This is a genomic window from Hyphomicrobium sp. (genome assembly GCF_047600905.1).
Taxonomy (GTDB): domain Bacteria; phylum Pseudomonadota; class Alphaproteobacteria; order Rhizobiales; family Hyphomicrobiaceae; genus Hyphomicrobium_B.
The window spans coordinates 3,343,169-3,363,424 of record NZ_JASGKD010000001.1 but is presented as its reverse complement, the minus strand read 5'-3'; the positions used below and the strand labels follow the sequence as shown (position 1 = coordinate 3,363,424).

Sequence of the window (20,256 nt, the reverse complement as noted above, 5' to 3'; positions counted from 1 at the left end):
CGCAGTGCTGAGAGTGAAGGTCGGAGCGACACAACGGAACGCCGCAGCACGCGGAGGAAATGTCGTTTGACAGCCAATTACCGACCTCATGCGGTCGATGCTGTTCCTTGCGTTACCGCTGCAATGTCGGTGCCCGACTATTGGCTCTTTACTCAATTGGCTGGGAGGACCCTATGGGACATGCTGTAGATGGGCGTGCTATGCAATGGACCACATATCCTGGAGACTCGCGGATGGCCGCGCAGGCTGGCATTTGGGCTAGCAACTACTGGATGGCCGATCGATCGGCGCCTGGCCCAAGTCCTGCGCTTCGCTCCGACATAAAAACCGACGTGGTAATCATCGGCGGCGGTTATACGGGTCTCTCCGCCGCGTACCATTTGAAGTCCGCCGACCCGGCACTCGACGTCACGGTGCTCGAAGCCGAGCGCACTGGATTTGGCGCAAGTGGCCGCAACGCCGGCTTCGTGATGAGCTTGTTTGGCGCTTCTATCGGCCTGATGAAATCGTTGCACGGCAATCAGGCCGTCCGGGATGCCCACATCTATATGGAGCAAGCCATTGGCGCTCTAGAAGATATGCTGAGAAGCCACTCGCTCGATTGCGATTACGAACGCAGCGGCTTTCTGAAAGTCGCGACATCGCCCGCCTATGTCGCACGCATCCAGAAGGAGATCGAAATTTTCGACTCCCTCGGCGTCGGGGGATTTCAATGGCTCGATCGGGCACAGACACAGGCACGCGTCCATTCGGAGAGCTATTTTGGCGCCTGCTATGAACCCCGCTGCGGTCTCATCAATCCTGTAAAATGGTTGAATGCTCTGAGGCGGCTGACGCTGGACAGCGGCGCTCAGCTGTTCGAAGTCGACGAGAGTGCGCGAAGTTCGGCGCGACGGAAGCCGCTTTCGTCTTACGACGGACGGCGGTTCCGTGGTCGCGGATCGCGTCGTCTATGCGTCGAACGGCTATTCGCATCTTTTGCCGGCGCTGCAAGCCAAGCAAACTCCGGCATTCGCGTACATCATCGTCACGGAGAAGCTTTCCGATAAGCAACGCGCCGCGATCGGCTGGGCAGGTCGAGAAGGCATAGAGGATGCACGCAACTTCATGCATTTCTATCGCCTGACGCCCGACGGACGGTTGCTCGTCGGCGGTGGACCCGGGCTGGTTCCCTATGCGGGCGATATGGACAACGATGCGTATCCGACGGCATGGGAGCATCTTGAAGGCTTCCTTGCCGAGACATTTCCCGCGCTCAAATCTCTGCGAATTGACTATCGGTGGGGTGGCGCATTCTCGGTGACGCCAAACTCAACGCCGCAAGTCGGTACGCTCGACGGCGGCAGGGCAGTCTACGCGATTGGTTGCACCGGCCACGGCATAGCGTTGACTCTCATGAACGGTCGCATCATTCGTGATCTCGTCCTCGACCGAAAGACTGAGCTTACCGATCTGTGGTTCGTAAATCGCCGATCTTGGCCGATGCCGCCAGAGCCGGTCCGCTCGGCCGCCGTGAAGGCCGTGACGACCGCGATGAAGTTTGACGATTGGTGGCATGATCGCGGCAAAACGATTTGGCACCGAGAGAAGAAACCCTGCTGAATTACATTTTTGGGATCGGCAGACACTCCATCACTTCCACCCGATCACCGGGGAAGATCGTGAAATGCGGATGGTTGAGAAATAGTCGCGCGGCCTCATCCTGAGAATTCGCCTTCACGAGCGTCCACGCGCCGAGTTCGTTGCGCACATCGGAAACTCCGTTCTTGTCGGTGCGCTTGGTCTTGCCGAGGGGAGAGCCCATCTCGGCGATTGCGTCCTTATGATCGGCGACCCACTTGTGCCACGCCGCGATACCACTCTCTTCGCGCCGTTTGCGCTCAGCATCGGGGAGCGCCTTCCATGCGTCCATCGCCGCAGGACTACCCATAAAAACCGCGAGATATGTTTTCATTTCAGTCCTCCAATTCTTTTTCGGGGTCAGGGGGAGTTGTTCATTTCTTCAACGGCCCGTTGATGGCCCAGATGACACCGAAGGGGTCCTTCATCTGACCATAACGGTCGCCCCAGAACATGTTGTCGAGCGGCATGATCGCGGTGCATCCCGCTTCTATCGCACGATTGTACCAGGCATCGGCGTCATCGACTTTCAGCATCACGCTGAAGCCTGCGGGAGCAACCGGGGGATGTCCGTGCTCGGGATAGAAGTCGCTCATCATCACGGACGCACCATTGATATAGACGTGCGCGTGCATGGTGCGGCCTTTATCGTCGGGCGGTATTAGAGCGGCCAACTCTGCGGCAAATGCCTTCTTGTAAAATTCAGCTGCTTTCACCGCGCCATCGACGGATAGGTAGGCGACGGCGCCGCCTTTGACCGGCGGATTGGGATACTTGTAGTCGGACATGACCATCTCCATTTGCTGCATCTCAATGACGGGGCAACAGGCGTCGATCCGACACCGCTCGCATAAAAAATTTATCTCGCGTCCTGCATCAGTCGGTCGAGGTGTTGGCGAATATGTGCGGCTTGGGCGGGCGTCGCGGCCAAAGCGATGGCGCGGTCGAAATCTGCTTGCGCCTCGGTCAAACGGCCAAGTTGCAGCAGGAACGCGCCTCGAACACCGAAATAATGAAAGTATCCGGACAACGCGGCCTCGAGCGGCACGATCAACGCGAGCCCTGCCTCCGGCCCGCGAACCTTGGAGGTCGCGACCGCGCGATTGAGTGTTATGACCGGCGAAGGCTGCATTCGTTCGAGCGCGCTATAAAGAGCATCTATGCCCGCCCAATCGGTTTCCGCGGCGGTGGCAGCCCGGGCGTGCGTTGCCGCGATCGCAGCCTGAACCTGATAGGGGCCCGGCCGGTTATGGCGCATCGCTTTATCGATGAGCGCGAGACCTTCGCTGATGAGCTTAGCGTTCCAAAGCGAACGATCCTGATCCTCGAGAAGAACGACTTCGCCGGCGGCATCGAAGCGCGCGGGTAATCGAGACTGCTGCAACAGCATCAGCGCGGTTAGTCCCATTATCTCAGGCTCAGTCTGGAACAAACGCAGAAGCAGACGTGCAAGACGGATAGCTTCGTCGCACAGCGGAGCGCGCGCCGGATCGTTTCCGGCGGAATAGCCTTCGTTGAAGAGCAGATAAATCATGGCGGCGACAGCAGCGAGCCGTTCCGCACGCTCGACCGCACCTGGCGTCTCGAATGGTACATCAGCCTTGGCGATGCGTGCCTTGGCACGCGTGATACGCTGCTCCATCGCCGCGTCGCTGACAAGAAACGCGCGAGCGATCTGCGCCACCGAAAGACCCGAGACGATGCGGAGGGCAAGTGCGATCTGCTGGGTAGCCGGAAGTTCGGGATGGCAACAGATGAACAGCAGTCTCAGGACATCATCGCGATAGTGCGAGCCGTCGAGACGTTCGACCATCGGCGCCTCGACGTCATCAAGGTCCGAGATCGTGTCGTCCGGCGGCAGCTCTACGTCTCGGCTACGCTTGCGCACCCGGTCCAAGGTCGCATTTCGACCGACAAGAATGAGCCACGCCGTCGGATCGCGTGGTGGTCCATTGCGGGGCCAGCTGTCGAGTGCACGCAGACAGGCCTCCTGATAGGCCTCTTCCGCCGCGTCCATATCGCGGAAATAGCGGAGCAACGCGCTGATGGCCTGCGGCCGGGCCGCCGTCAGGGCACCATGCATCCAGGCGGGATCGCAGATCAGCTCTGTCATCTCAATAGGCTTTGATACGCTCCTTCGGCGCATTGGCTCGCGCTTCAGGCACATAGAGAGCAACCGGACGGATCTCGTAGACGCTCGTCGGATTGGCCGCCGAAAGCTCGCGCGCAATCGCCAAAGCGCCGTCGAGATCCGGGACATCGATGACGTAGAAGCCGAGAAGCTGTTCCTTGGTCTCGGCGAAGGGCCCGTCGATCACCATGTTGGGTGCACGTAGCGTTGTGGCGGCCGTCGTCGGCAATAGGCGTAGTGCCGGTCCGAGCTTTCCTTCCTTCACCAGCCTTTCGTGGACGACATTCAGGCGCTCCATGACCGCATCGTCTTCTTCCTTCGTCCAAGACCAGACGACATCTTCCTTATTATAGCAAAGCAGCGTGTAGAGCATGGGCGTTTCCCTTACGGTTGTATTGAAGACGGCTCGGCAAGCCTGGGGCCGACATGCAAATAGAAAAATAAATGATCGGATGTTTGTCGGGTCCGATATCTCGGCATCGTCCTAGAGTGGAAACTCGAAGATGGCGATCTGTGCCAGCACTTTTCGTCAGTAAAAAGGGAAAACGTTATGCCGGATAAGAAGCAAGCCGCCGCGGCACAGACAAACACCGTTCGGTTGCACCGCGTTTTCGCGGCCAAACCCGAGAAGGTCTATCGGGCCTTTCTGGAAGCGGATGCGATGGCGAAATGGTTGCCCCCCGACGGCTTTACTTGCCACGTCGAACATATGGCCCCGAAGGTCGGCGGCACGTTCCGGATGTCGTTTGCGAACTTCACGACCGGAAACAGCCATTCATTCGGTGGCGAATACCTGGAACTCATCCCACACGAACGCATCCGCTACACCGACAGATTCGATGATCCGAACCTTCCCGGAATCATGCGCGTGACCGTGGATCTGAAGCCCGTGTCTGTGGGCACGGAGATCGAGATCGAGCAATCGGGAGTGCCTGGCGTCATTCCTATCGAAGCCTGCTATCTCGGCTGGCAGCAGTCGCTCGCCCAACTTGCACGTCTCGTCGAACCCAACATCCCCGACTGATCAACTCTTTTACCGGGTCTATTGATGTAGAGATTGAGAGGGACCTTCCCATGGAAAATCATACGACAGTCGAACGAACATCTGAGCGCGATCTGGTGGTCACGCGGACCTTCAACGGTCCGGCGCGCATCGTGTTCGAGGCATGGACCAATCCGGTCTTGCTCAAAAAGTGGTGGGCGCCGACGTCGATGGGGCTATCGCTGCTATCCTGTGACGTGAATGCTCACGTCGGGGGCAAATATCGCTTCGAGATGGGCGACGGCGCTTCGAAGCCGATGGTGTTCTTCGGCAGGTACATTGACGTAATACCGAATTCTCGCCTCGTTTGGACAAACGAGGAAAGTGATGACGGTGCCATAACTACGGTGACGTTCGAGCAGAAAGGCGACCAGAACTCTTTTGGTCCTGAGTGAACTCTATCCCTCAAAGAAAGCTCTGGACGATTCCGTCGGCGGAATGGAATGTCTAATTCCCTGCCATGCTTTGCGACGAACCAATCGATTGCTTCCTTTGGTCGTTCGTTGGCAGGGAGATGCGGCTCCCATTCATAGTCATCCCAAAGAATAATTCCGTCCTTCTTCAGCATCGGCCAAGCCAGGACCGTGTCTTGCAGCGATCCGCCCAGGGTGTGGCTTCCGTCCACGTAGATCAAATCATACAATTTCTTCCCGACGAGCAGTTTCTCGAGCGCACGGCCGGATTCGCTCCGCATCCTGGTAATGCGGTGTTTCCACGCTGAGGTGTTGCGATTGAAACGATGGTTCTCGTCTCCGCCCCAATAATCGATGCAGGTCAGGGAGCTGTTTGGAAGAAGGTTGAGCCAGGCTATTGCGGAGCGGCCTTCCCACGATCCGATTTCCAGAATGGAAGGAGATCGGACGGTAATCTGCTTGGCAAGACTCTGCCAAAAACCGAGTTTCCAATGGACCCAGTCCGAGGTGAATTCTTTGTCGGCAAACCAGGGTTCGCTCACGGCCGTCGGCAATTGCGGGAACAACATCTCCGGCCATTCGGCAGCCGGTTTCTCTCGTGGAGCTGCGACGTTCATCAGCTGTGACCTTCCAATCAGGTGATGAGCTATTCTCGCCACAAGGATCGAAATTGAAAGTCCTTATGCGAACTAACTGGGGGAAAACCGCCTTGCAAAATTGACAGTAAATCGCAGGATATTCACGATTGCTCGCTTTTGATCAGGCAGGGGCCGTCAGGTGAGCGTCGTTTCTTACCCCACACAATACGTCATCGCGAGCGCCGACATCGTCTCCGAGGAGTTCGACGGCGAGTTCGTGGTGTTGGATTTGAGCTGCGGCAAATATTTCAGCATGGACGAGACAGCGAGCGCTATTTGGCGGGCCGTCGTCTCGGGAGTCTCGACACAATCGCTCGCAGAAGCAACGGGAACAAACGGACCAACGAATTTCGCGTCGATCCATGAATTTCTGCAAAAGCTAGTCGGATACGGCTGTCTTGTCCCTTCCGACGCGCCGAGTTCCGCGCCGATCGACGAGGCCACACTTCAAAAACTGCTGACAAGCGACAAGCCACCGTCTGTCGAGATGTTCGACGATCTCGCGGAGCTGATCATGGCCGATCCCATCCACGATGTTGAGGAAGCAGCAGGATGGCCAGTGCGCAAATCGGAAGTAGCCTGAGCGCAACGCGCGAGCGCTACGCCCACCTGATCGTTGAGTATTGCCGGACCCTCCTCGATTTTGCCGAGTGGGAGTTCCAAAATCTCGCCTCCAAACAAACCTTTGAGATTGCGGGAGTGTCTCTGAGGTTTGGTTGCTCCTCGCCCGACTATCTTAGGCTTTGCGAGCGCGCGTATCCCACGGCTTCCGCGAGCGAAGACGAAGATCTGCGGCCGGTCACGCTAGCGATACTAGACCACGCTTCGCTACCCGCGTTGCCATTCTGGCCGGGTGCTTCGCCCGGAATGGGTAATGTCGCGCTGGCGCTCGCCGAACAAGGTCTGCGCGGTGCTTACGATCCGGATCATCGCATCTGGTACGTCTACGATCCCGACCGCGCGCTGGCCGTGCAAGTCATGCCATCCTTCGATAGCCGGCCAGCATGGGAGGGATCATTCCCCGCGCGGCTCTTGATCCATTGGTCGGCGCGATCGGAGGATCGCGGAATGATCCACGCGGGGACGCTCGGCCACGCCCGCGAAGGCGTCTTTTTGGCGGGCGCCGGCGGAGCGGGCAAATCGGGGACCACCCTTTCCGGCATCTTGAATGGCCTCGAAAGCGCCGGAGATGACTACGTCGCGGTGCGCTTTGCACACGGCCGGATCGAAACCCAACCCGTTTTGCGCCTGATGAAGCAAGATGAAGCAGGTCTGCGCCGTCTCGGTCTCAAGAGTGTTGCCTTCGAAGGTCCGAACTGGCAGGGCAAATTCGAATTCGATTTCGACAGCCTAAGGCCGGGCGCACGCGCCGGCAGACTTGCGATGAAAGCAATCCTGATACCGCAGATATCCGGCGCGGCGCGATCCTCGTTTCGGCCGGCGAGCGGCCGGGAAGCGATGATGTCTCTTGCACCCAGTTCGCTCTATCAGCTCTACGGCACCTGGAAGGAGGATTTCGGCCTTCTTGCTTCGATCGCACGTGCATTGCCAGCGTATCATCTGGCTCTCAGCGAAAACCCGGCGGAGATCGCCGACGCCATTCGTAATTTCATTGGCGGAAACGCATCATGAAAGCCGCGATCATTATACCCGCTTACGAGGCCGAGGCGACGATCGCTTCGTCCATCAGATCGTTGCTTCGCCAGCGAGACGCTGCAACGTTGGATATTATCGTGATTGATGACGGCTCAAGCGACCGGACCTGCGCCGTCGTTCGCGAATTGATGGCATCGGAGCCGGAAATCAGGCTCATTGAAAATGCACACGGCGGCATCTCGAAAACGCGCAACGCCGGGCTGAAAGCGCTTTCGGAAGATACAGACGTCGTATCATTCCTTGATGCCGACGATCTTTCTCCCGATGGAAGAATGAAGCGCGATATCGCCATCCTCGAAGCCGATGCGGCTATCGATTTGATCTATGCAAAGGTTCGCTTTTTCGATTTTGAGGATCAGCACACGCTTTCGCCTCGCATCGGAGCGAACGCTGTCGACGGCCGCGTTGTGCAGCTCGCGGCGGGATTGTACCGGCGCACACTCATCGACCGCGTCGGCCTGTTCGACGAAACGCTCGTGCAGTCGGAGGACCTTGATTACTTAATGCGCATATTCGAGGAGCGACCGAACTATTTCGTGTCGGACGAGGTTGGCGTTTATTATCGCAAAAACAATGGTGGCATTACAGAGCAACGAAAGCAGGCTCAACACGAGCTGATGCGCGCCCTGTTTCGTGCGCGCAAGCGGCGCTCGAAACTTGCCGGCTTCGAGATGCCAAGGGACATCTTCAGTTCGGACCATCTGGCCGATCTCGAGAGGTGGGCAAAATGAGCGCCTATAGCGTGATTATTCCCGCTTACAATTCGGAGGCCTTCATCGCAGACGCCATTGCATCCGTCCGCGCACAAACCGTAGGCCCAAGCGAAATCATCGTTGTCGACGACGGATCGACAGACCGAACCGCAGATATCGTTGCTCACATGGGCGCTGATATTCGGCTCATTCGGCAGGCAAACAAAGGAAGCGGCGAGGCGACCAACTCGGCGCTGCGCGCGGTGACGACAGGCATGATCGCAGGACTCGATTCCGATGATGTCTGGCTTCCTCATAAAATGGAGACGCAGCTCCGCGAGTTTCAATCCAACCCGGATATCTCCGGATGTTTCGCACGGACGCGCCAATTTCGCGACGGGCGCCCCGATGACGGCAGTGGATGGACCGCGGACGCATGGACGAGAACGACGATGGTCATCCGCACGGACGTCGCTCTCGCAGCTGGTCCCGTTTGCGATCCGCCCGGGGGCGTCGGCGAACTGGTCGACTGGCTCGCACGCATCCGCGAAGCAGGAAGCCTTCTCCACCTTATACCGGAGGTTCTGGCACTCAGGCGGCTCCGCCCGGGCAGTTTGACTCATAAGCGAAGTGAAGCCGCCGGAAGAGGGTATCTGTTCGCGGCACGGCGTTCCGTTCTTCGCCGCCGCGCGTCGTCATCAGCTTAGTGCTTCGGGCGCAGCCATGTTCATACCACAGCATTTTTCCGCTGCACGACGCTTCCCGCATCTTTCCTGGACGTGGCCAAGCGGAGATCGCAACGCGCTCCTTATCGCGGCGGGCCATAGGGACGAGCACCGCGCGGCGGCATCGTTTGTCGACTGGCAATTGCGAGCAGACTTCGACAAGGTGGAATTCGCCGAGCAGCGACTCCTTGTGACGGCGACGAATCGCTTCCCGGCGACGCGCCTTACAGTGCCCAATCGCGCTCGACTCGACGGTCTCGTCCGTATGTTTTGGACGCGGTCGCGCCTGTCCTTGAACCAAGCCGCTCCAGCGTTGCGGGCGCTCCGGGCGGCTGGCGTGGAAATTCTCGTGCTCAAGGGCATGGCGGCGGTCGCGCACGATCTACAGAACCTCAAAGGGCGGATCGCGCACGACATCGATATTCTGATCCACACGCGTGACGTGCCGACTGCCCTTGTTACGCTAGACGGACAAGGATGGATCCCGAACCGTGGAGAGTCACTTCTCTTCCTCAAGGAGCAGGGCGCGCGTTTTCGCAGCATCAATTTTCTGAAGCGGCCGTTCGGCGACATCGATCTGCACACGCGAGCCTGTTTAACGACCTCGGCCGACAGCCCGGCGGAGACTGGCATCTGGCAGAGAAGCACTCGTGCTTTCCTCCTCGACGCCGATGTTCTCGTTCCCTGTGCGACGGACCGTCTGATGACGGCGATTGCTCACGGGGCGCTCGATGCAAACCATCACTCGGACTGGTTGATAGACAGTGCTCGCCTGATCGCCGAGGAAAAGATCGATTGGCAACTGCTCGCAGCGCTCGCCGAAGAGCTTTCAGCCTCGGCACAGCTATCGAGCGCGCTCTTCTATCTGCGTGACATTCTCGACGTCGAAATTCCAGATCAGTTCCTCGTGCCGATCTGGGAGCAGGCAAGAAAGGATTCGACCGCGTATTTCAAGGCGCTTCTGCTCGGTTACCCCCGGGACAAGCACTCGGTCTTGACCGGATTGGGACGGCGCATCTTCAAATTGCACCATAGTGCTCAAATCAACGCGGCAAACAAGAAGGCGTCGGCGGCAGTTCCAAAGAGCGATATCAGAATGCACCGGATATCGAGCGGATTAGCTGTTGCCGCTTCGCCCCGGGGATTGCGCCATCGTCTTGTCGTCGGCGAAGATGCAACAAAAGTCAAAATTCTGATTGGCGTCGAAGGCACCGACAAGCCTCGGCGCTATCTGTTCGAGATTAACACCGGCCACCGGCACGTCACGCGCCTGCGATACCGGGATCGTTGTGGCGCAGGATCGGAGATCAAACTTTCCGCCGAATTATCTCTTCCAAATGATCTCGCGCGTGACGATCTGTGGATCGAGTTGCGACAGTCCGGGCCTCTTCCCTCTCTTCATAGCGAAGACGAGAAAATGTTGTTTGGGCCACGCCCTTTTTCCGTCTCGGTGTCGATGCGCTAAGAGCCAAAGACACTTACGGGCATCCGCAAACCATATTCGGTTCTCGACAATTGGAGGACGTGGTTCGACGATAATGATGCGGGCCACTACCACAAGACAGCCGACTTAGGATAAAGCCGATAAACTAGATGGTCGCTTCAACGACATAAGTGTTCGCACTTTCATCCTCCACGGCGCGCCTGCTCAACAAGAAACTGATATTTCTTGAAAAACGCTCGCACCACAACCGACCTTTAGCTCGGTTGGGTACGCAAAACTGCCCCTGGTAATGATATTTTCCAGGTGTGCGGCGATTACTTTGATGCTGAGGTATCGACCCATACCGTCATCCCCGGCTTGATATCTTCGCTTGCACCTATGGGATCGATGCGCACCAGGAAGCTGTTGAGGTCGTGATCATTGACGGCACGCGCCGCACGCCAGACCGCGAATTCTCCGAGAGACCGAAGCTCCGTCACGCGGCCTGGAATACGTTGTCCATTCGAAGACAGAACAGTGACCGGTGCGCCAATCGCGATGTTACCAAGGCGATCCTCGCGGATCGTGAACGAAAACCAGCGTCGATCCGAGGCATTGAGAGTTAGGATTGTCTGCCCCGGCGACACCACTTCGCCTGGCGAGGAAACCAGCAGCCCGACGACTCCGTCGATCGGCGACGTGATCTGGATTTTTGCAAGCTGCGCTCCGGCATCGGCCGTCGAGGCTGAAGCCAAGACAACTTTAGCATCCGCAATACCGCGTTCCTCGAGCGTCGGCCCGGCATTGCTTTCCGCCAACGACGCCTCAAGTTCGGCGAGATTACCTTCTGCCTTCTTCAGAGTGTTTTCAGCTTCGTCGAGTTTCTGCCGGCTCGAATAGTTTTGTGCCGCCAGTGCGGCGGTGCGATCATATTGCTGTTTCGCAAGCACGACATTCGATTTTGCGATTTCGACATTATGTGCGGTGATTGCGCGCCGCTCCTCACGCACCCCGGCATAGACATTTTCGCGGTCGGCGCGGACCTGCGCTTCGCCGGCCCTCGCTTGCGCGAGCGAAGCCGTGAGTTCGGGGCTATCGAGCTTGGCAAGAACGTCGCCCTTGCGTACGTATTGCCCAGGCTTGACCAGGATCGTGTCCAAGCGCGCGATAACTTCCGGCGCGACATGGATTTCGGTTTCACGCGCAATCCCGATCGGCATCGCACTTTCTGCCTCCGGCTCGCGGTGGAGATAATAGATCGCTCCCAACGCGCCAAGCGTGATCAGTCCGAGCAGGAGAAGACGGCTCCGCATCACGGTCCCCCATTCGCAAGCTTGGCGCTGCGGCGCCCAAGGAGCCAACCGGAAATGGCCGTCAGCGCCGCGTACACGGCAACGAGCAGCCACAAATGCAACCAATCGCTTGAGACTTCATTCAGCGTCGCTCCCATCTGATTGATGCGCACGAGGCCATCGATTGCCGATGTGCTCGGAAAGACGAAGCTGAAAGACTGCAGCACTGGCGGAATAGCTTCTCGCGGCCACGCGACTCCAACGAGAAAAAACAGCGGCAAGCTCGTCGCAATGAAAAGGACGACCGCTGTTTCTCGCCGCTTGAACCAAGAGCCGGCAAACTGGCCGAGCAGGCTCACCGATAGGGCGAACGGGATCGCCATCAGCAGCAAGTCGAGAACGCGGTTGGAATAGGCAAATCCATAGACGCGCGGCAGAACGATCAGATAGAGCGCCAGAGCAGGCAACACCAGGCAAAGATGAGCTAACGATTGGCCAATGACGGCGCGAAAGCCGCCGCGGCGACGGCGGGCGGAAATCCCACCTTGCTCGTTTGCGACGCCGCCGAGCGTCGCAGATCCCATCAAGAGCGTTTGTTGGATGATCAGAAGGAAAGCGGCGGGAACAACATAGCTGGCATAACCTCCCGTCGGATTGAAAAGCGGTTCACTCAGGGCTTCGACGGGCGAGACCTTGATGATGCCGGCATGCGCGAGGCTGCCGTCGAGGCGAGCGCCACGCGTGGCGATATCCTGGTTGAGGACTCCGGTTGCCTCCGATATTCCTTGCAGGATCCTGCTATAAACCAGGAAATAGGCGGCATCGACGTAAGTGCCGATGCGAGCGGAATTACCTCTCAGCACTTCTTTTTCTGTGTCCCGCGGAATGGTGACGATGCCATAGACCTGCCGCTTCGCCAAAGCCGCTCGGGCATCGGCGATCGTATCCGCGGAGACGGCAACCTGGGTTGCTTCATCGTCGTTCAAAGCCTGGATGAACCGGCGGCTCAACTCGGTATGGTCCTGATCGACGACGGCGATCGGCAGACCACGCAGCAATTGCCCGAGATAGGGCTGCGGATAGAGGACGCCGTAGACCACCGGAGCCAGAACGATCAGACCGAGTACGCCCCTGTCGTTCAATACCCGGCGGATTTCGTCGAACATCGCCCCGCCGATGCCTGGCGCCATCGAGACATCGGCGTCTTCGCCCGAAGCATCCTCTTTCGGAACCTTTGCATCGCGGATCGCCGACAGTCGCCACCAGCCGAGCATCAGGAACATAACCGCCAGAAGACCCAGAATCGCAAACGGCTTGACCGATTCCGATGGCGGAAGGCCGCGCACGGCCTGATCGAACAAAATTTCGATGTACCATCGGAGCGGCAGAATCGCGCCCCACATCTTTGCAAAGCCGTTCATGGCCAGCACCGGAAAGCCGACGCCGGCAAAACCGAACGCCGGCGAACAGAAAATCGCGGTGAGGCTCAGTCCGAGCGGCAGATTGCGCACGAGCAGCGCAAAGAGCGCGCCCATCGCCAGATAGCTGATGACGAGAAGACACGCAGCTGCGCCCATGATGATAGGGTCGCCCCGGAACGCAACATGAAACGTGCCATGAATAATGATCGCAACGACAACCATCATCAGCACGAAGATGCCGAAGAGCGGCAGGAGCTTGCCGATAAGGGCCGTCAACGGGCTGCCTCCCGCCGCCCGCATCCATTCCGCCATGCTGCGCGATGAGAATTCGGAGCCTACCGCATATCCCGCTGCGATCGCTGTGATCACATGCAGGACCGTCGGCAAAATCGCGCGCAACAGGAATTGCGCATAGTTCAGCGCCGGATTGGTCAGCACATATTTTTCCAGCACGAGCGATCCCGGCTCGAAAGACGTTGCGCGCCCGACGACCGGCGAAGGCAGCCCGGCGGTCGCAGCGGAGATGGCCGATGTCAGCGCGCTGTTGGCGTTATTGCCGGGCGTGAAATATTGGCGATTGTAGAAAACGACGATTTGCGGGCGCTTTCGCCCCATCAAATCGCGCTCGAAATTTTCTGGCAGGAACACCGCAGCGAGCGATCGGCCCGAGCGAATATCTTTCATCGCGTCGTTGAGACCATCGGCGCTGTTCGCAACGCGCACCCCCGGAGCCGATGCAATAGCCTGGATATAATTCATCGATGTCGGCGTTCGATCGCTGTCGACGATCGTGACTTGCAGATTGCGGATCACCGCGCTGCTGAAAGTGAATGCCAGCAGTGTGAAAGCGATCAACGGGACGCCGAGCACAAGAAAGAGCGCCACGCCGTCGCGCCGCATCCACCGCAATTCGCGCGTGGCGACGAGAAGAATACCTGGTCGCGGTACGCTTTTCATTTTACGCTCGGCGCCGGAGCGACGGCATAGATGCTCATGCCCGGCCGAAGCTCCGGTACTGCCGGATCCGGATATGCGCGGACCTCAAAAGTCCTGAGATCGAAATCTCCCGTCGCTCGCGTGGCACGCCACCCCGAGTATTCGCCTTTCGGTGCGATGACACGAATAGCAGCGGTGATTTCCCGATTGCCGAGAGCAGGCACGCGCATCTTGAATTCGTCTCCGACCCTCAGGCCCTTCACCAGGTCTTCGCGCAGATCGAAGCGGATCCAGACGTCATTAAGATCAACGAGCGACAAAAGCGGCACGCCGGGCGACACGTACTCGCCCATCTCGGCGCCGATCTGATAGACCTGCGCGGCGATCGGTGCAGTGACTGTCAGTTCGTCGACTTGCGCCTTGATTGTATCGATCGAGGCTTGGGCCTGCGCGACGTTGGCATGAGCGATCGCCCGCTGCTCCGGCGTATAGCCGTTCACAGCTTCCTGGTACGCGATTTTAGCCTGTTCATCGCCGCTTTGAGCAACCTGAAGATCATTGGTGACTTCATCCAGCCGTTGGATCGATGCGTTGCCGTTGGCCGTCAATTCCTTGACGCGTGCAAAACTGTTCTTTGCCAGCACCAAGTTTGCTGCGGCGACATCCTTTGCCGCCTTTTTCTGTGCGACTTCTTCCGGCCGGGTGCCGGCTTCGATGTTGGCGAGATTGGCTTTTGCGACGCCCAATGACGCCTCGGCCTGCTGCAGCTTCGTGATGAGCTCGGGATTATCGATTTTAAATAAAACTGCGCCGGTTTTGACGTTGTCTCCACGTTCGACCGGCCGTTCGCCGACTTTGCCGTCGATACGCGCCGCGATGTCGATACGCGTCGCATCGGCCTCTCCTTGGACGAGCACCGGCTGGGGCTGCGCGAGATACCAAAGGGACAGACCAACGATCGTCGCAATAATGATCGTGACAATAATTGCAGAAGCACGCGCAACTGATCCACCGCCTTGGAGAACATTTGCCTTGGGCTCGCTCTCCTCGATTTCCGCCGGCGTTTTCGTGGGATCAGCGTCCGTCATGGAAAAGTCACACCCCCAAATGTCTGCACCGATGGAAAAATCGTCAGCGAGATCGAAACTCTAATGCATAGCTTATCCCGTGCCAATGACGGTCGAACGGTTAGCCGTCGCCTATATATGCGGCAAGCGCACCGTCGAACTATTCGAGCAATGTGTCCGACAGGGAACGGACGCTGGCAACTGCGCTGCTCTTTCGTCCGCGTCATCGCACAAACGACAAAAGTCGAAACGGAAAAAGACTCTGCCCCTTTTCCCGCCCTCACCGGAATCCAGATGATCGGCCGCATGACTTGAGCGCCTGAGGCAGTCCTTTCGTCCAATTGAACTCTTTCAAGAGGAGCCGCGTTTGCCTTATGCGCGCGGTGTCAACCGGCCGCAACGGAGAACGATGGACGTGGCCATTTTGCCGGCTCTGGCCGCGACAACAACGCATTGGTACGCGCTGACATCTAACCCGTTCCGCGCGCATTTTGCTGAAGCAGACGTGGGATACCCGGCGCCAATAGCCCCGCATCGCCGTGCAAAAGAGCGTGGGAACAAAACAAACCTCGGAAGCTTTTGGCTGGTATCAGAGACTTATGGAGGCAAACCCCATGAAGAAACTTTCCCTCGGTATCATCGTCGCGACGTCCCTGCTGGGCGGCGTTGTAACAGTGCCGGCCCTTGCCGCCGACAACGTCCAGACTGCGGACGAATTTCGCACCAGCAAGCTGGTCGGCTCCAAGGTTTACAACAACGCCAACGAAAACATCGGCAGCATCGAAGACATTATCCTGAAACCCGATGGGTCGATGGACGAAGTCGTTCTCAGCGTCGGCGGCTTTCTTGGGATCGGCGATAAATACGTCGGCGTTCCGTTCAATTCGTTGAAGGTCATGCGCGACAACGGCAGCGTGAAAATCACCACGGATGCCACCAAGGATTTTCTCAAAGCATTACCGGACTACGGCTTCTTCAAATCGTAGTGCCAGTACGTATGACAGCGAGGCCGAGTGCTTTTATTGGCCTCCAACTGGCGCGGGTGGCAACATCCGGGCCAGTTGTTGTCGCGTCCTTCTACTCATGATGTGATCTCGCGCGCCGTGATGGCGTACTTGAATGCGTCGGGATCGAGGCTGTCGAGCCGGATACCACCCACCTCCGCCTGCGGATACATCAGGAAGCCGACTTTCGGACCCGTCGAACCCGGGAGAGAAACGTCGTGGGCGCTGTTGTAGGCCAGCCAATTGCCCTCCCACGCGCCGAATAACGTCTTGCGCGCCGCCACGACCTTTTCGTCGGTTATCGCCAGGTTTCCCGGTGGTTCCTCGAGGACCACCTTTCGGACATCGGCAGGATCAACCGGCACCCATCCGAAGTCGGCGAGAAACACTTCAGCACGGCAGTGCTGAGCCTTGGTCACGACTTCGTTCTTGGCGCCAAGGCTCTTATATCCGAACGCCGACGGAACGACGCGCAATCCGTAAAGGTCTCTCGCCGGCAAACCGGCGGCGCGAGCCAAGCCGACGTAAAGCGCATTGAGGTCCGCGCATTTTCCGCCAAGATTGCCGGATTTGAGAAGGCTCGCGACATCGCCGATTCCGCATCCTTTTGTTTTCGGATCGCGGTAGCAGTTCTCGACGATCCACTCATAGATCAGTCGCGCCTTGCCGATATCGTCTTTTGCACCCGCCGTGATCTTGTCGGACGTCTGCTTGACGATGCCGTCGGTGGGAATGAGATCCGTGGGACCAAGATTGATTTTTCGCTCCGCATCGGAAAGGACGTGCTTGCCAAGCGGCTTGTCGAGATCGACGGCACGGCTCTGCGTCGCAAATGCGCTCTTCACCTCGATCACCGGCGCGCTCTCGCCTTCCGCCCAGATGACGTGGAGAAACTGTGCGTCCGAGTTTGGATCTTTGCCGATCTCGGCGAACTTCGCGTTTGTCTGCCAGGTGCTGCCCTCGGGCTTAAACCAATCCGGGCTGGAAAATGCCGGCAGCGGTATCCAGGCCTGCGCCGAGCCGGGAGCGTTGGCGATATTGACACGCGTGAAGATCTCGAACTTTCGCCACGTCCCGGGCTGCGGCGCAAAGTCCGCTCGTGCGGGCCAGCTTGGCATCATCGCCATGGCCGAGACAGCGCCACCCGTTTTCAGCACATCGCGTCGCGTAAGTTTCATCTGAGATCCTCCTTTGCGCAATCGGCGCCTTGAGAATTTGTTTCGCTCGCCAGCGCCGTCTCGATCGCAGCGCCGACGTCCGCGCTGTTCCAATCGACCTCGCGTGTGGCCAGGAGAATGGGCTTGAGCTTTGCATCGAGTATGACTGTCGTCGGCAGCGCCTCGACAGCCCAAGCCCTAGTTACGGAACGATCAGCGTCGAGCAACACGGTAAAGTCGACCGGGGTCTGCTTAAGAAAAGTTCGCACCGCGCCCGGCACCTCTCCGACGCTGACCGCGAGCACGTCCAATTGATCCCGGCGCTTTTCGAAAAACGTCTGCAGCGGCCCGAACTCGGCTTTACACGGCTCGCACCAAGTCGCGAAGAAGTGAAGCACGACGGGATGGCCCCTCTGCGCCGCCAACTTCTGCTCACGTCCGTCGACGTCCGGCAGCGCAAACATCGCGCCGCATTTGGGCGAGGAGACGATTGAAAATGGTTGCTGCGTTTCGGCTCCCGCGCTGGCCGGACTCGATAGAAGACAAACGCCGGTAAAAACGAGAAAAGGCACTGGCACGCAAGCTTCCCAGCGCCGGGCGAGCGCGAAACGCTCAAACATGTTGCCCCGAAACTCGGGAGCGCTGATGCGGAACATTGAGCGGGTACGGTAAGCTTAGATCATTATCGCGGTCAATCGCCCGGAACCGAGAGCAGTTCGCGGTTGCGATCAGATACTCGGAGGGGACCGGATCAACGTATTTCGGATTTGCACGCCAACCGAGACAAAACCTGCGCCTACTGGCGGCGAGGCTCCGCTTTAGTCTGCGATATTTCCGTCTTTCGAGAGCGCAACCGCGACCCAGCGCCACCTGGGAATTCGGGCACACACGATCATCACGACGACGAGAATTGGCACGCTCAAAAACATCCCAGTGATGCCCCAAATCAGCCCCCAGAACGCCAGCGACAGGATTATTGCAAACGGGCTCATTTCAGCCCATTGCCCATCAGCATCGGCCCAAGAACATTCCCAATCGCGACTTGAATAAAGGTCAGGCTGACAACGAGTAGGATAAAGAGGAGACAAGGTTTCAAATTGCACCAGCGCCAGCAGGCCAGAAGCGAGGCTGCTATGATCGAACCGACGTTCGGAATAATCGACAAATGCACCGCAATGGTGATTTAGTTTGACGACAGACTAATTGTTGAGAACACTGTGCCACGACATTTTTCGAGGCCGAAGAAACATCTGGGCGCGAGATCGACATGAGCATTGCCCGGCAAATCGCGCTGATTGTGCTAGGAGCGATCGTCATTGCCGCTGCGGTTATTCTTTGGAATTTTGCCACCGAGATCATGACATCCATTGTCGAGAAGACATGGTGCAAGACCATAGATAAATCACATGACTGCAGCGTCCGAGGCTACCAGCATGTCTTGATCTGGTCCTTCTTTGGACTGATCAATCTTTTGATCATGGGCTTCCTCATCGAGCGCGCTCGTCGCTGAGCGCAGATCTGCCGACGATTTTCCAATCCGCGCCTTTGCGAGGACTGCGCCGTAACGTCAGCGGCTGTCTGACCCAAAATGCGGCCCCCGGCGCGGTTTTGCGATCTCGATCAGCAAAACCTCATAAAAAGCATCATGGTCAGAAATATTGCTCGGATACAAATTCGCATTTCCGAAATAACAACTTGCAAATTTCACGACAAAAAATCAATACTGAGGAGTACAGAACCGGAAAGCGGGGATTCCAGTGGCGGTATCCAAAGACAGCGTGGTGGTCGCTTCAGAAGAACAGGACGGCGATCTGACGCCAACCCAGGTCGGAGCCGAAATCCGCGACTTGCGCAAAGCAAAGAGGCTGACGATCAAGGAGTTGTCTCTCGCTGCCTCAGTATCGATCGGCCATCTCAGTGAGATCGAACGCGGCATCGCCTCGCCGAGCATCAAAACGCTCCGAGACATCGCGAAGGCGCTTGGCGTCACGATCGGCTGGTTCTTGTACAATGCCGAGGGCTGCGATCCCGCAGAACGCGATTACATCGTCCGCGCGGGAAACCGCCGGATGCTGCGCTTCGCATCCGGCGTGACTGACGAACTGCTGTCACCCAATCTGCGAGGTCAGCTTGAACTGGTGATGGCGCGTTTTCCGCCCGGCGCCACGGAAGCCGAGCCGGCATATTCGCATCAGGGCGAAGAAGCCGGACTGGTTCTGTCGGGTACATTCGAACTTTGGATCGGCGATCAGCTTTTCACCCTGCAGACGGGCGATAGCTTCAGCTTCCCCTCGACCACGCCGCATCGCTATCGCAATCCCGGCGAAGTCGAAACAATTGTCGTGTGGGCAATTACGCCTCCGACCTACTGACGCCCCTGGCCGTCAGATAATCGGCGGCGTGCAGGCGCAAGCGATGACGGCGACGGTCTTGCCGACATTGCGAAGCCGATAGGGAACCCGGCCGAAAAGTTGATAACCCCCGCCCTTCGTCAGCCGCCGCACCTCGCCGTCCGTCTGCACTTCGATTGTTCCCTCGATCACGATGACGGCGGTTTCGCCGTCGAACATGATCGGCTCTTCCCCCGTTCCCGCACCCGGCTTGTAGCGCTCCAGAAACATTTGCAGTTTCTTTTCCCGCCGTTCGCTACCCAGAACGCGGAGATCCGCCGCGCCGCGCGAAACGACGGCAAGATCCTTGTCGTCATAGAACAGCGCATTCTTTTGCGACGCGGGCAATGCGAAGAAATCGGCAAGCGAAATCGGAATCGCCGTCAGTAGCCGGTGAAGCGACGCCAGCGAGGGTGCATGCGTCTCCTGCTCGATCATCGAAACCGTGGCATTCGTCACGCCGGCGCGCTTTGCGAGTTCGCGCTGTGACAGTCCGGCCGCTTCGCGGATCGCCTTGAGACGCAACCCCACGCCAAGTTCGCTCGCTTCCTCCCGCGCACGAACTTTGGCCTCGTCCGCGCCCGCTTTTTTCTTCTGCTGTTTCATTTCACCCGTGCCTGAGCGACCCATACTTTCCAGAAGCTCGTTC

General features: G+C 58.2%; 21 protein-coding genes and 3 pseudogenes. 12 read left to right on the top strand and 12 right to left on the bottom strand.

From position 1 onward, the window contains the following. Positions 1-59 precede the first annotated feature (59 nt). Positions 60-851: pseudogene (locus QM780_RS16190) on the top strand (FAD-dependent oxidoreductase); the annotation flags it as partial. A 22-nt stretch (positions 852-873) separates the two neighbouring features. Further along, a complete protein-coding gene (locus QM780_RS16185; protein WP_415071467.1) occupies positions 874-1,602 on the top strand; it encodes an NAD(P)/FAD-dependent oxidoreductase in 729 nt (242 codons plus the stop codon). Position 1,603: 1 nt separating this feature from the next. Here the strand turns inward: QM780_RS16185 and QM780_RS16180 are convergent, their stop codons facing one another. The 4 genes from QM780_RS16180 to QM780_RS16165 form a co-directional block, all read right to left on the bottom strand. Continuing rightward, positions 1,604-1,954, bottom strand: a complete 351-nt coding sequence (locus QM780_RS16180) for a hypothetical protein (RefSeq protein ID WP_415071466.1) — start codon at positions 1,952-1,954, stop codon at positions 1,604-1,606. Between the two features lie 40 nt (positions 1,955-1,994). Beyond that, positions 1,995-2,408 carry a VOC family protein gene (locus QM780_RS16175; RefSeq protein WP_415071465.1) on the bottom strand — a complete coding sequence of 138 codons (414 nt, stop codon included), beginning with the start codon at positions 2,406-2,408 and terminating at the stop codon, positions 1,995-1,997. Between the two features lie 71 nt (positions 2,409-2,479). Further along, positions 2,480-3,733, bottom strand: coding sequence for an RNA polymerase sigma factor (locus tag QM780_RS16170; RefSeq protein ID WP_415071464.1), 1,254 nt, complete (start codon positions 3,731-3,733; stop codon positions 2,480-2,482). 1 nt (position 3,734) lies between these two features. Beyond that, positions 3,735-4,124 carry a YciI family protein gene (locus QM780_RS16165; protein WP_415071463.1) on the bottom strand — a complete coding sequence of 130 codons (390 nt, stop codon included), beginning with the start codon at positions 4,122-4,124 and terminating at the stop codon, positions 3,735-3,737. A 177-nt stretch (positions 4,125-4,301) separates the two neighbouring features. Here QM780_RS16165 and QM780_RS16160 point away from each other — a divergent pair, with 177 nt between their 5' ends. Then, on the top strand, positions 4,302-4,775 hold the full coding sequence (locus QM780_RS16160; RefSeq protein WP_415071462.1) for an SRPBCC family protein: 474 nt from the start codon (positions 4,302-4,304) through the stop codon (positions 4,773-4,775). Positions 4,776-4,825: 50 nt separating this feature from the next. Further along, positions 4,826-5,342, top strand: a pseudogene (locus QM780_RS16155) (SRPBCC domain-containing protein). On the opposite strand, the pseudogene QM780_RS16150 reads toward QM780_RS16155, so the two are convergent. Next, positions 5,335-5,775, bottom strand: a pseudogene (locus QM780_RS16150) (class I SAM-dependent methyltransferase); the annotation flags it as partial. The pseudogenes QM780_RS16155 and QM780_RS16150 sit on opposite strands and share 8 nt — an antisense overlap. A 208-nt stretch (positions 5,776-5,983) precedes the next feature. Between QM780_RS16150 and QM780_RS16145 the strand changes: the two are divergent. From QM780_RS16145 to QM780_RS16125, 5 genes are read left to right on the top strand one after another with little or no spacing between them, the layout of a single operon-like run. Beyond that, on the top strand, positions 5,984-6,427 hold the full coding sequence (locus QM780_RS16145) for a PqqD family protein (protein WP_415071461.1): 444 nt from the start codon (positions 5,984-5,986) through the stop codon (positions 6,425-6,427). Continuing rightward, positions 6,397-7,476, top strand: coding sequence for a serine kinase (locus QM780_RS16140; protein ID WP_415071460.1), 1,080 nt, complete (start codon positions 6,397-6,399; stop codon positions 7,474-7,476). Before QM780_RS16145 ends, QM780_RS16140 begins: the two co-directional genes overlap by 31 nt. Then, the gene (locus QM780_RS16135; protein ID WP_415071459.1) at positions 7,473-8,231 is read left to right on the top strand and encodes a glycosyltransferase family 2 protein; all 759 of its coding nucleotides are present in this window, start codon (positions 7,473-7,475) and stop codon (positions 8,229-8,231) included. Before QM780_RS16140 ends, QM780_RS16135 begins: the two co-directional genes overlap by 4 nt. Further along, positions 8,228-8,899 carry a glycosyltransferase family 2 protein gene (locus QM780_RS16130; protein ID WP_415071458.1) on the top strand — a complete coding sequence of 224 codons (672 nt, stop codon included), beginning with the start codon at positions 8,228-8,230 and terminating at the stop codon, positions 8,897-8,899. Before QM780_RS16135 ends, QM780_RS16130 begins: the two co-directional genes overlap by 4 nt. A 16-nt stretch (positions 8,900-8,915) precedes the next feature. Next, positions 8,916-10,382 (top strand): nucleotidyltransferase family protein, encoded by a 1,467-nt coding sequence (locus QM780_RS16125; RefSeq protein WP_415071457.1) that lies wholly within the window; start codon positions 8,916-8,918, stop codon positions 10,380-10,382. 293 nt (positions 10,383-10,675) lie between these two features. Here the strand turns inward: QM780_RS16125 and QM780_RS16120 are convergent, their stop codons facing one another. From QM780_RS16120 to QM780_RS16110, 3 genes are read right to left on the bottom strand one after another with little or no spacing between them, the layout of a single operon-like run. Then, positions 10,676-11,653 carry an HlyD family secretion protein gene (locus QM780_RS16120; protein WP_415071456.1) on the bottom strand — a complete coding sequence of 326 codons (978 nt, stop codon included), beginning with the start codon at positions 11,651-11,653 and terminating at the stop codon, positions 10,676-10,678. Beyond that, positions 11,653-14,010, bottom strand: a complete 2,358-nt coding sequence (locus QM780_RS16115) for an ABC transporter permease (RefSeq protein WP_415071455.1) — start codon at positions 14,008-14,010, stop codon at positions 11,653-11,655. The genes QM780_RS16120 and QM780_RS16115 overlap by 1 nt, the downstream gene beginning before the upstream one ends. Further along, the gene (locus QM780_RS16110; RefSeq protein WP_415071454.1) at positions 14,007-15,077 is read right to left on the bottom strand and encodes an HlyD family secretion protein; all 1,071 of its coding nucleotides are present in this window, start codon (positions 15,075-15,077) and stop codon (positions 14,007-14,009) included. The genes QM780_RS16115 and QM780_RS16110 overlap by 4 nt, the downstream gene beginning before the upstream one ends. A gap of 593 nt (positions 15,078-15,670) precedes the next feature. Here QM780_RS16110 and QM780_RS16105 point away from each other — a divergent pair. Further along, on the top strand, positions 15,671-16,042 hold the full coding sequence (locus QM780_RS16105; protein WP_415071453.1) for a PRC-barrel domain-containing protein: 372 nt from the start codon (positions 15,671-15,673) through the stop codon (positions 16,040-16,042). Between the two features lie 95 nt (positions 16,043-16,137). Here the strand turns inward: QM780_RS16105 and QM780_RS16100 are convergent, their stop codons facing one another. From QM780_RS16100 to QM780_RS16090, 3 genes are all read right to left on the bottom strand, one after another. Next, positions 16,138-17,238: a transglutaminase domain-containing protein gene (locus tag QM780_RS16100; protein ID WP_415071452.1), complete on the bottom strand. Its 1,101-nt coding sequence runs from the start codon at positions 17,236-17,238 to the stop codon at positions 16,138-16,140. Beyond that, positions 17,235-17,795, bottom strand: coding sequence for a TlpA family protein disulfide reductase (locus tag QM780_RS16095; protein WP_415071451.1), 561 nt, complete (start codon positions 17,793-17,795; stop codon positions 17,235-17,237). Before QM780_RS16095 ends, QM780_RS16100 begins: the two co-directional genes overlap by 4 nt. Positions 17,796-18,035: 240 nt before the next feature. Further along, on the bottom strand, positions 18,036-18,209 hold the full coding sequence (locus tag QM780_RS16090) for a hypothetical protein (RefSeq protein ID WP_415071450.1): 174 nt from the start codon (positions 18,207-18,209) through the stop codon (positions 18,036-18,038). A gap of 275 nt (positions 18,210-18,484) precedes the next feature. Between QM780_RS16090 and QM780_RS16085 the strand changes: the two genes are divergently transcribed. Together QM780_RS16085 and QM780_RS16080 are read left to right on the top strand one after the other, a co-directional pair. After that, the gene (locus QM780_RS16085) at positions 18,485-18,727 is read left to right on the top strand and encodes a hypothetical protein (protein ID WP_415071449.1); all 243 of its coding nucleotides are present in this window, start codon (positions 18,485-18,487) and stop codon (positions 18,725-18,727) included. A 247-nt stretch (positions 18,728-18,974) separates the two neighbouring features. Further along, positions 18,975-19,589, top strand: a complete 615-nt coding sequence (locus QM780_RS16080; protein WP_415071448.1) for a helix-turn-helix domain-containing protein — start codon at positions 18,975-18,977, stop codon at positions 19,587-19,589. A gap of 12 nt (positions 19,590-19,601) precedes the next feature. Here the strand turns inward: QM780_RS16080 and QM780_RS16075 are convergent, their stop codons facing one another. Continuing rightward, on the bottom strand, positions 19,602-20,213 hold the full coding sequence (locus QM780_RS16075; RefSeq protein WP_415071447.1) for a helix-turn-helix domain-containing protein: 612 nt from the start codon (positions 20,211-20,213) through the stop codon (positions 19,602-19,604). Positions 20,214-20,256: the final 43 nt, after the last annotated feature.

Bases quoted from the DNA above. Each gene is read 5' to 3' on its own strand.
- QM780_RS16180 (WP_415071466.1), bottom strand. From the start codon at position 1,954: ATGAAAACATATCTCGCGGTTTTTATGGGTAGTCCTGCGGCGATGGAC.
- QM780_RS16175 (WP_415071465.1), bottom strand. From the start codon at position 2,408: ATGTCCGACTACAAGTATCCCAATCCGCCGGTCAAAGGCGGCGCCGTC.
- QM780_RS16170 (WP_415071464.1), bottom strand. From the start codon at position 3,733: ATGACAGAGCTGATCTGCGATCCCGCCTGGATGCATGGTGCCCTGACG.
- QM780_RS16165 (WP_415071463.1), bottom strand. From the start codon at position 4,124: ATGCTCTACACGCTGCTTTGCTATAATAAGGAAGATGTCGTCTGGTCT.
- QM780_RS16160 (WP_415071462.1), top strand. From the start codon at position 4,302: ATGCCGGATAAGAAGCAAGCCGCCGCGGCACAGACAAACACCGTTCGG.
- QM780_RS16140 (WP_415071460.1), top strand. From the start codon at position 6,397: ATGGCCAGTGCGCAAATCGGAAGTAGCCTGAGCGCAACGCGCGAGCGC.
- QM780_RS16135 (WP_415071459.1), top strand. From the start codon at position 7,473: ATGAAAGCCGCGATCATTATACCCGCTTACGAGGCCGAGGCGACGATC.
- QM780_RS16130 (WP_415071458.1), top strand. From the start codon at position 8,228: ATGAGCGCCTATAGCGTGATTATTCCCGCTTACAATTCGGAGGCCTTC.
- QM780_RS16125 (WP_415071457.1), top strand. From the start codon at position 8,916: ATGTTCATACCACAGCATTTTTCCGCTGCACGACGCTTCCCGCATCTT.
- QM780_RS16120 (WP_415071456.1), bottom strand. From the start codon at position 11,653: ATGCGGAGCCGTCTTCTCCTGCTCGGACTGATCACGCTTGGCGCGTTG.
- QM780_RS16115 (WP_415071455.1), bottom strand. From the start codon at position 14,010: ATGAAAAGCGTACCGCGACCAGGTATTCTTCTCGTCGCCACGCGCGAA.
- QM780_RS16110 (WP_415071454.1), bottom strand. From the start codon at position 15,077: ATGACGGACGCTGATCCCACGAAAACGCCGGCGGAAATCGAGGAGAGC.
- QM780_RS16105 (WP_415071453.1), top strand. From the start codon at position 15,671: ATGAAGAAACTTTCCCTCGGTATCATCGTCGCGACGTCCCTGCTGGGC.
- QM780_RS16100 (WP_415071452.1), bottom strand. From the start codon at position 17,238: ATGAAACTTACGCGACGCGATGTGCTGAAAACGGGTGGCGCTGTCTCG.
- QM780_RS16090 (WP_415071450.1), bottom strand. From the start codon at position 18,209: ATGAGCCCGTTTGCAATAATCCTGTCGCTGGCGTTCTGGGGGCTGATT.
- QM780_RS16085 (WP_415071449.1), top strand. From the start codon at position 18,485: ATGAGCATTGCCCGGCAAATCGCGCTGATTGTGCTAGGAGCGATCGTC.
- QM780_RS16075 (WP_415071447.1), bottom strand. From the start codon at position 20,213: ATGAAACAGCAGAAGAAAAAAGCGGGCGCGGACGAGGCCAAAGTTCGT.